General features: G+C 26.1%; 9 protein-coding genes. 1 reads left to right on the forward strand and 8 read right to left on the reverse strand.

The features are described 5' to 3' along the window. Nucleotides 1-175 precede the first annotated feature (175 nt). The 7 genes from NG904_RS02575 to NG904_RS02605 form a co-directional block, all read right to left on the reverse strand. On the reverse strand, nucleotides 176-946 hold the full coding sequence (locus NG904_RS02575; protein WP_252229570.1) for an SDR family NAD(P)-dependent oxidoreductase: 771 nt from the start codon (nucleotides 944-946) through the stop codon (nucleotides 176-178). Nucleotides 947-1148: 202 nt separating this feature from the next. Then, entirely contained in the window at nucleotides 1149-2579 is a 1431-nt protein-coding gene (locus tag NG904_RS02580) for a PH domain-containing protein (protein ID WP_252229572.1), read from the reverse strand. Continuing rightward, nucleotides 2557-3063 (reverse strand): PH domain-containing protein, encoded by a 507-nt coding sequence (locus tag NG904_RS02585; RefSeq protein ID WP_252215775.1) that lies wholly within the window; start codon nucleotides 3061-3063, stop codon nucleotides 2557-2559. The genes NG904_RS02580 and NG904_RS02585 overlap by 23 nt, the downstream gene beginning before the upstream one ends. A gap of 68 nt (nucleotides 3064-3131) precedes the next feature. Next, entirely contained in the window at nucleotides 3132-3572 is a 441-nt protein-coding gene (locus tag NG904_RS02590; RefSeq protein WP_252229574.1) for a GNAT family N-acetyltransferase, read from the reverse strand. A gap of 160 nt (nucleotides 3573-3732) precedes the next feature. Then, the gene (locus tag NG904_RS02595) at nucleotides 3733-4977 is read right to left on the reverse strand and encodes a glutamate-5-semialdehyde dehydrogenase (RefSeq protein WP_252229576.1); all 1245 of its coding nucleotides are present in this window, start codon (nucleotides 4975-4977) and stop codon (nucleotides 3733-3735) included. Between the two features lie 60 nt (nucleotides 4978-5037). Next, nucleotides 5038-5847: a glutamate 5-kinase gene (gene proB, locus NG904_RS02600; protein WP_252229578.1), complete on the reverse strand. Its 810-nt coding sequence runs from the start codon at nucleotides 5845-5847 to the stop codon at nucleotides 5038-5040. A 171-nt stretch (nucleotides 5848-6018) separates the two neighbouring features. Next, nucleotides 6019-7713, reverse strand: coding sequence for a methyl-accepting chemotaxis protein (locus tag NG904_RS02605; protein ID WP_252229580.1), 1695 nt, complete (start codon nucleotides 7711-7713; stop codon nucleotides 6019-6021). Between the two features lie 251 nt (nucleotides 7714-7964). On the opposite strand from NG904_RS02605, the gene NG904_RS02610 reads away from it, so the two are divergent. After that, a complete protein-coding gene (locus NG904_RS02610) occupies nucleotides 7965-9320 on the forward strand; it encodes a YjiH family protein (protein ID WP_252215801.1) in 1356 nt (451 codons plus the stop codon). Between the two features lie 591 nt (nucleotides 9321-9911). Here the strand turns inward: NG904_RS02610 and NG904_RS02615 are convergent. Then, on the reverse strand, nucleotides 9912-10430 hold the full coding sequence (locus NG904_RS02615) for a DUF4829 domain-containing protein (RefSeq protein WP_252229582.1): 519 nt from the start codon (nucleotides 10428-10430) through the stop codon (nucleotides 9912-9914). Nucleotides 10431-10746: the final 316 nt, after the last annotated feature.

Consider the following 10746-nt stretch of genomic DNA (forward strand, 5'->3'; position numbering starts at 1 on the left):
TCCAATTACAATGCCACTTTACCTATTGCAGATATCAACATTCTCCTAAAACATGATTCTATTTTATATGAGCAATATTTTATTATAAAGACGGACAGGAATTGGAATTTATTTTTAAATTTCTTAAAGTAAATTCCTCTATCCAGTGAGCCTTATTCTAAAATATCATCTTAACTTAAGCGTTATTTTTTAATATTATCTTCCTACTTATTGACCTTGGAATTAGTTTGGTTCCCCATACTAATAATTTATTTTTATATCCTGGAATTATAATAGCTTTTCCTTTTAAAAATTCTTTATATGTTATTTTAGCAACTTTATCTGCATACATTAAATACTTTTTAGCCTTTTCAGATTTCTTTATTCCAGCCTTACTTTGAAAAGATGTTTTTACAGGTCCGGGGCATACACAACTTACATTTACTCCTAAATCTTTTACTTCTTCATGCAAAGCTTCAGTTAGTGATAACACATATGCCTTACTAGAATAATACATTGCCATCTTAGGTCCACCAACAAATGCAGCTGTTGAAGCTATATTTATTATTCCGCCATGATTTTTTTCTACCATTTTTTCTATAAAATATTTCGTTAAATTTGTTAAAGAAACTATATTTATATTTATTAAGTTTTCTTCAAATCTTGATTCACCTTTGTGGAAAAATCCAAATGATCCTATTCCCGCATTATTTATTAAATAATCCACAGTTATATTTTTTTTATCCACAAATTCAAATATTTCTTCACAAGAATTGTGGATAGATAAATCTACAGATAAAATATCAACATCCACTTTATACTCGTTTTCTATATAATTTTTAACTTGTAATAACTTTTCTTTATTTCTTGCTACTATAAGCAAATTACAGTTATCTTTAGCAAACAATTTAGCTAATTCTAATCCTATACCTTCTGTGCCACCAGTAATTAATGCATACTCCCTCAAATTGTTAACACCCTCTTTCTGTACAATAACTTGATTTAAATCAGTATTAATAATATTAAAATTAAATAACTTTCTTTATAAAATTTATTGATTATATAATATAATGTTTTTTTAATTTATTAATAAAATTATATCAAATAACATAATTATAATATATTAAAAAATGTGTAGATTAACCATATTAAATCTACACATTTCATCTCTATAATATCTCTTCATATTTCTTTATATCCATATTCTTTATTTCTATTGTCTCACCAAAAGAACTTGTAGCAATATCTATCTTATAGTTGCATATATCTCTATATCTTTGAAGTATTGACTGTTTAACCTGTAATGATTGAACTTTAAACTTTCTTATTATATAAGTATTTTTTATTCTTGAACCATTTGTTAATAAAATATTATTTTCTTCTATTGCTATCCCATTATTTAAATAATCAATATAACCTAATATAATTTGAGAAGTACATAATATTAATGACAAAATAAATTTAAAACTATTTATCATATATAACTTAGGTAAAAATTGCTTAGTTAATAAAATTAATATTAAAGAAACCACTATAGAAACTATAAATCTCTTAAATATAAATCTAAAAATTGATTTTTTAGATGCTTTATCTATATCTTTAGTTATCTTATATTCTGGTAAAAATTCATTTATAAATTTATCTTTTTCTGAACCTTTTAAACTTGGAAAAAGTAATGAATTTGTTTCATCATCACCTATAACTATTGCTTCAATTTTATATAAATCCAATAATTGTTGTAATAAATTTTGTTTTAATTTTAATCCTTGAATTTTTTCTAATGATATAGAATATTCTTTTAAATCAATTGTTCCATATCTTATATTAAAAGAATCTTCGCTTCTTATAATTTTAAAATTACCATATTTTAAAATTTCTATTCCTATAGAAATTATTGTTGAAAAAACATATATAAAAGCAAATATAAATAATAACTTCAACACTAAATCAAAAATAGTACCATTTAATATATAATCTTTTGCTGATTCTAAATAATTCTCAGCATTGTTAATAGCTGATTTTTTAAATACTTTACTAAATTTATTTCCTATAACAAATAAAGCCATAATCCATCCAAATTTATTTTTTGTTAATGCATAAATTGCTATATCCTTATACTCTACTTGTAACTCTTTAACATTGCTATAAACATCTTCTTCATTGACATCTTGTCCTGATACAGCTTTTTGTATTAGTAACGCATATTCTTTTTTTACAACCAATTCAAATTCTGCTTCATTTAAAGTTGCATTACCACTATTTAATTTTAAAGTCACAGATCCGAGAATTCTATCTAAAATGGTTGTTTTTAAATCAACTGTAGTTATTTGTTTAAGCGGAATTTGTTCTTTTGTTTTTTCTATCATTCCTTTTACATAAACAAACATGTTATCTTCTATATAGAAATACTTACTTCTCCATAATAATATGGAATATAGAACAATAAAAAATCCAATTGATAATATACAAATAATAAAGTTAAAGCCTTTGTTATCGTTAATTATTAATGCAAATGGAGCTATAAATATCAAATATAGATTAGAAACTATCTTCTTTACTATATTGCTCCAATGCCCTCTATAAATTTCTGTTTTTCTCATTAAATTCTTCAACCTTTTCTTTTATTTTATTATTTAAATATTCACCTATCTCTTCTGCAACTTTAACTTCTATATTAGGTATTTCATGCGATCCCCCAGCTGTAAAGATTTCAATATTAGCAAGTCCTAGTCTTGAATTTATAGGACCTCTATTAATTTTTATGTGCTCTATTTTTATTATTGGTACAATAGTTCTTTTTTTAGTAAAAATTCCTTGAGTAAAATCAATTTTGTCACTAGTAAGTTCATATATCCATGTTTTATATTCTATTATTGGATTTATAATAGTATCTATGATACATAATAGTCCTATTATCGATATTCCTAGTAAAATATATTTTGAATTTTTCACTATCCACTGAATCTCAAATTTAGATTCCATAATATAAAATACTATTAATGATATGAATAAAAATAATATTGTTCCAATACATCTTGAAATCACCCAAGATTTAATAGCATTTTTGTGTAACTTATTCCCCATATTTCCCCCTTGATGTTTTTCTATTTATAAAACACATGCTAGACTTATTATACAAATTAATTTTTCTCTTATAATTTCATCTTAACATGAGGAATATCAACTTCATCATATACATTAGAAATTGCTTTAAACCCCACGCTTTCATAAAGTTTTTTTACATACAATTGAGATGATATAACAATTGTCTCTTCATTAAGTTCATTTTTAAGAAAATCTACACTTTTTTTCATAAGTTCAAAAGCTATGCCTTTTCTTCTATATTCCTTTAAAACTAAAACTCTTCCTATTGAAGATTCATTATATGTAATTCCACTTGGAATAAGCCTTGAATAAGCAACTATTTTACCTGAATCCTTCAAAAATAAATGATAAACCTTTTTGTCTATATCATCAAAATCATTTTCTTGATATATCCTTTGTTCACATCCAAATATTTCATATCTAACTTTGCATATTTCATATAACTCGTCTAAAGTAAGTTCATTAAATTTTTTAATATTCCAATCCATAAAATTCTCCTTATCTTAAATTATAAATAAAGTAGTCAAAAAAATCTCTCATAAAATTCTTAATTTTTACTAAATTATCCATATAATAAAATACAATCATATTCGCTTTATATCTGAAAATACAAAACAAACATGATTGATTAATTTTAAATACATAATATTATCTTATTTGACCATTTCCATAAATAATATACTTTGTAGTTGTAAGCTCATTTAATCCCATTGGACCTCTTGCGTGAAGCTTTTGAGTACTTATTCCGATTTCTGCACCAAATCCAAATTCGCATCCATCTGTAAATCTTGTTGAAGCATTAACATAAACTGCTGCCGCATCAACTCTTTGTAAGAATTTTTGTGAATTTTGATAATTGTTAGTTATAATAGCTTCTGAATGACCTGATCCATATTTATTTATATGTTTAATAGCTTCATCTATATTATTTACAATCTTGATGCCAATTATAAAATCTAGATATTCCTTGCCCCAGTCTTCATCTGTTGCTTCTTTCACATCATCAACTATTTTCATTACACTACTATCGCCTCTTACTTCAACATTTTTTTCTCTCAATGCTGAAATAATCTTAGGTAAAAACTCTTCTGCAACTTTTTCATTAACTAATAATTTTTCTTCTGCATTACAAACAGCTGGTCTGCTTGTTTTAGCATTTATTATTATGTCTTCTGCCATCTTAAAATCAGCTTCTTCATCAACATAAACATGACAGTTTCCTACTCCTGTTTCTATTACTGGAACAGTTGCATTTTTAACAACAGCTTGAATAAGACCTGCTCCACCCCTTGGAATAAGAACATCTATATATTCATTTAATCTCATCATTTCATTGGCAATTTCTCTACTTGTATTTTCTATTAATTGAAGTGAATACTCTGGAAGTCCTGATTCTTTTATACCTTCACAAAGTGCTTTAACTATTGCTTTATTAGAATTTATTGCTTCACTTCCGCCTCTTAATATTACTGCATTTCCTGCTTTTAAGCATAAACCCGCTGCATCACAAGTAACATTAGGTCTAGCTTCATATATTATTCCTATAACACCCATTGGCACTCTTTGTTTACCAATTTGAAGACCATTAGGTCTCTTCCACATGGAAATAACTTCACCTATTGGATCATTAAGATTAACTAATTGATTTAATCCATCCGCCATATCTTCAAGTCTTTTTTCATCTAAAGACAGCCTATCAAGCATAGCCTTTGATGTACCTTTTAGAATAGCATTTTCTAAGTCTTTCTTATTTTCAGCAAGAATATACTCTTTATTTTCTAATAATTTTTGCCCCATTTTTATTAAAGCATCATTCTTTTCACTTGTTGTAGCATTCATAAGAACATATGATGCTTCCTTTGCTCTTTCACCTTTTAAAATCAACGCTTTCATTTCTATACCCCCAATTATTTTATTTTTTGTGTTATTTTTTCATAGCGTACTTTACACTATCTATTTTTTACCTAAAAATAAAGTTCCCACATCTTCACCATCTAAAACATTTAATATTACGCTTGGATCACTTCCATTAGCTAAAATCATATCTACACTTGAAGATACTGCTTTTTTAGCTGCTGCAAGTTTTGTTACCATTCCGCCAGTTCCTAAATTTGAACCAGCACCTCCAGCGCAACTTTCTAGTTCTGGTGTTATCTCTTCTACAACTTTTAATAACTTTGCATCATTATTGCTTCTAGGATCTGAATCATAAAATCCATCTATATCAGATAATATTATTAATAAATCAGCTTTTACTAGTGTTGCAACTATAGCTGATAAGTTATCATTGTCCCCAAATTTAACAATATTCTCTATCTCATCTATTGAAACTGTGTCATTTTCATTAACTATTGGAATTATTTTATTTTCCATTAATGTTTCAAATGTGTTACATACATTTTCTCTAATATGATCATCTTCTACTACATCTCTTGTAAGTAAAACTTGACCAACAACATGACTATATTCACCAAAGAATTTACTATATATATGCATAAGTTCACATTGTCCTACTGATGCAACTGCTTGTTTTTCTCTTATACCTTCGGGCTTTTCTTTTAACTTTAATTTGCTTACACCAACACCTATAGCGCCTGATGTTACTAAAACAACCTCTTTTCCTGAGTTAACAATATCAGATAAAACTCGAGTTAATTTTTCAATTCTTCTTAAGTTGATATTACCATTATCATAGGTTAATGTTGAAGTTCCTACCTTTACAACTATTCTATTTGCATTAATTAAATTTTTACGAAAGCCCATATTTTTCTCTCCTTAAAGTTAAATTCTTATGATATTTATATTACTATACCTTATTTCTCTTATCAAGGTAACTAAAAAAGCTATACCCTAATTTTTATTAAGATATAGCCTATATATTTTACTCAACCAACTTTGCTTATGCATATATCAATACTTTGCTAAAATATAATTCTAGTTCTTTAGTCTAAATTTTGATATTTCTTGTTCTAAAATTTCTGCTTGCGATGCTAATTCCTCTGTTGCTGCTGCTGTCTCTTCTGCTGTTGCTGAATTAGTTTGAATAACTTCTGATATTTTATCTACCTTAACTGACATATCTCCCAAAGCTTCTGATTGATCTTCAGATGCTTTGGCTATTTGTTTTACTAATTCAGCTGTAGTATCTACATCTTTTACTATTTCTCCTAATGCATTTAAAGTTTCCTTCGCTAATACATTACTATTTTTTACAAACTTCATAGAGTTTTGTATTATTTCATTTGTATGCTTAACTTCTTTTGATGATTGTTCTGCTAATGATTTCACTTCTTCGGCAACTACTGCAAACCCTCTTCCTGATTCCCCAGCTCTTGCTGCCTCTATGGCAGCATTTAGTGCCAATAAATTGGTTTGTGAAGCAATTTCCTCTATTGTACTAGTTATTATTTCAATTTCGTTTGACATTTCACTAATTTTTTCCATAGCTAGCATCAATTCTTCCATTTTTTTATTTCCATCTAAAACCATTCTTTTAGTATTTTCAAAAACTTCATCAGCTTTTTTAGTACTCTCAGTATTTTTATTTATCTTAATTAAAACTTCATTAAATTTAGAAAATAAATCTTCTACTGCGTTTGCCTGTTCCACTGCACCATCAGACAAACTTTGAGTAGTTGAAGCTATTTCTTCTGAACTACTTGCTACTAAATCAGATGCTTGATGTATATTTTTAAATATACTGTTAAATGAATTTATAATATTATCTAAAGAATCTTTTATAGGCTTAAAATTTCCTTTATACTCTATCAATGTGTTAACATCTAAATTTTCATGGGCTATATTCTCTATAACTCTTGAAATATCATTCACATAACCACTTAAATTTTTTATAGTTTCATTTAAATCTCTACTCATTTCGCCCATTTCATCCTCAGATATATAACTATTATCTATGCTTAAATTTCCTTCCGATAAGTCTTGAGATACTTTTTTCACATGATTAATTCCTTCAAGTAAACTAGATTGAATTACTCTACTTATTAATATAATTGAACTTATCATTAATATTAATATTATAACTGCTAATATAAATATTAAATTTCTGGTTTTTTCAGCTTCTTCTACAAATGTTAAAGCATTGTTGTTAGTAGTTTCTCCAATATCTATTAGATTTTCCCTTGCTCTATCTATCCCTTCATTATATTTTCCATTAATTAAATCATAAGCTTCTAAATCCTTATTCTCTAAAAGTAATGAAAAAATCTGTTCTCGTTCATCTTTAACTTCATCTATATTATTTTCAAATTTACCAATTAAATTATGATCGTCTATATATATTTTTCTAAGATTATTTATATCTTCTTCTAAAAGCTTTACTTGATCATCTACACTAGAAATATTGTTCTTTATTTTATCTTCGTTATTTTCAATTAAAGCTTGGTACATATCTCTTTGCATTTTCAGGAATTCAGTTTTCATATTCCAAGTTATTTCAACAGCCTTAAATGGTTCATTATATAATTTGTTAACTTTTTCAGATATAAATTGTAAGCTTATTAATGACATAATCATAAAAATTAATGTAAATACTAATATTATAGAAAAGCTTTTTCTTACTTTTTTTCTTATGGAAAGATTCTTAAATTTTTCCTTAATTCTTTTGTACATATAAATTTCCTCCTTGGATATTTAATCCTAATCTAAAGAAAATATAAATAATTAAATTCTTTTATATATTATATGTAAGTATGTGCATTAAACTGCAAATTTTTACATAACTTTAGTTGAAATTTTTATGTAAAAAATATAATATTTCAAAATAAAAATTAAACTTTTATTTTAAATTAGCACTATCTTTTTTGCTTTTTCTATATTAAAATAATAACTGTTGTATATTTATAAATAAAAAGGGGATAAATATGAATAAAAATACAGATGTAAATATAAATTTAAATATTTCCTCATTATTGAAGTTTATAATTCCTTCACTTATAGGAATTGTATTATTTATGACTCCAATAATGCTAGGTGGACAATTCACAATTCCAGTAGCATTTTTATCAAATTTATTTGTAGATACATTAAAAGGCATTTTACCTTTTATCTCTCTTATATTGATATCAATTTCTGCTATTGGAAGTATATTAATAAAAGTTTTTAAAACTGAAAATAAAATTTTAAATTCATTGTTTAATGTTAGTTATTCTTGGTTAACAGCTAGAATAGTAGGTATGATTTTAGTTATAATGACTTATTTTAAAATAGGACCTGAATTTATATGGTCTGATAGTACTGGTGGAATGATTTTATTTAGTCTTCTTCCATTATTAACTGCCGTATTCTTATTTGCAGGTTTATTCTTACCATTATTACTTAACCACGGTTTATTAGAATTTGTAGGTGCTTTACTTACTAAGGTAATGAGACCTTTATTTAAACTTCCTGGTCGTTCTTCAATAGATTGTATCACTTCTTGGCTAGGTGACGGAACTATTGGAATATTACTAACTAGTAAGCAATATGAAGAAGGCTTTTATACAAAAAAAGAAGCTTCTGTTATAGGAACTTCATTTTCAGCAGTTTCTATAACATTTAGTTTGATGGTTATAACTCAAGTTGGACTTTCACATATGTTTGTTCCATTCTATTTAACAGTTACTTTATCTGGTATCATTGCAGCTATAGTACTTCCAAGAGTGAGACCATTATCTAAGAAGCCTGATACATATATTGATGGAAGACCATTAGAAAAAAATGTGGATCTTATACCTAATGGATATACTCCATTTACATGGGGATTAAAAAATGCTATTGATAAAGCTGAAGATAATTTTAGCTTTCACTCATTTGTTGAAGATGGTCTAAAGAATGTAGTAGATATGTGGCTAGGAGTATTACCAGTAGTTATGTCTATGGGCGGAATTGCTCTTATGATTGCTGAATACACTAACTTCTTTTCAATGCTTGGATTACCTTTTATACCATTACTAAAGTTATTACAAGTTCCTGAAGCTGTTGCTGCTTCTAAAACACTAGTGGTAGGTTTTGCAGACATGTTTATACCATCTGTATTAGCTACAAGTATTCAAAATGAAATGACTAGATTTATAATAGCGTGTACATCAGTAACGCAATTAATTTATATGTCTGAAGTAGGTGGATTACTTTTAGGTTCAAAAATACCAGTTTCATTCAAAGATTTAGTTATAATCTTCCTAGAAAGAACTGTTTTAACATTGCCTATAATAGTACTAATAGCAAACTTATTATTTTAAAAATGAAATGAGTTGATATTGTAGTATAAAGCTCAATGGACAGAGGAATTTACTTTACCTATTGCAGATATTAACACATTATAATAAAAAATTAAGCCATAGAATGTTATTAATAAATCATTCTATGGCTGTTTTTTATATTATTCTTAATAATTTAGTATAAGTCTCTAGTATATTAAATATAAATTTAAAAGCTATATACCTTGTGAGTATATAGCTTGCTAGTAATTCTGGTGCATGTATAAACATGACCTCTCTTATAAATAATATATGTAGTTATATTATTTATTGTTATTATATTAATATATTTTCCTAAATTTCGATTTCTATACTATAAAATTAAAGACCATATACCTTATGAGTATATAGTCTGCTTAAAACTGGTGCATGTATAAACATGACCTCTCTTCTACATTGGCGTATTCATTAAATAGCCTCTCTTATACTTAAATAATATATATTATTTAAGTATATCATAAATTTTATTTTTTAAATTACAATTCAAATATAGTGCTTATGATATGGCATTTTATATATAAAAATAATCTTAACCAAGTAGTATCAATAATTAAATTAAGTTTTTACATTTCTTTATGATTCTCCAATACCATCTATTTTCCATTCACCCAAGTTATTTTCTCTGATAAGAGTATACATTGTATCATAATTTCCACTATCTATCGGTTCTTTACTTTGATCCTTATATTGTACATTATATTTAACAGTATATTTTCTTACATTTTCTCTTTTTATCTCTACTCCACTTGTAAAATAACTCTTATAAATTCTTGAATCTGTTATTAACTCTAAAGAATCCAATCTGCAACTTTCTAAATTATCTAATCTAAAATTAACATCCTTATATCTTGTTGTATAACAAGTCAATAAATTTTTTAATTGATGTGAATTCTCATATTTAAATGATTCTATTATAATATCTTCTGGTGATTTTATAGCCTCAGGTAATTTTATAGATTCTATAAAACTTTCTTCAACTACACATTTATTTTCACTTTTAGTCTCATTAACTTTTTGTTCACTACATCCAACTACTAAAATTAAAGTTATAAATATCAATGATATTAATATTCTACTTTTAAAACCTCTCATATTTTCTCCCATTAAATTTTTCTTAAACCAATCTTAGATTTCATTTTTAAGACCAATCATCTTAGAATATATAAAAATATATGTTGATATCTGCAATAGGTAAAGTGGCATTGTAATTAGACTTTGAGAATACTTAATGAGTATTGTCACATTTACTGCTTGTCTTACTTTTACATTGAGAGCAAGCTAAAATTGGACTATACTCATTTTAGTATTCCTAAGTTCAATTACTTAGTCCACTTTGCTTATGCATATATAAACTTGTCTGTTAAAACACAGAATATACTAATCTTCTTTTAATTCATATTGTGCAACC

Origin of the sequence: Clostridium sp. ZBS15 (assembly GCF_023845705.1) — a bacterium.
GTDB lineage: Bacteria > Bacillota > Clostridia > Clostridiales > Clostridiaceae > Clostridium > Clostridium aquiflavi.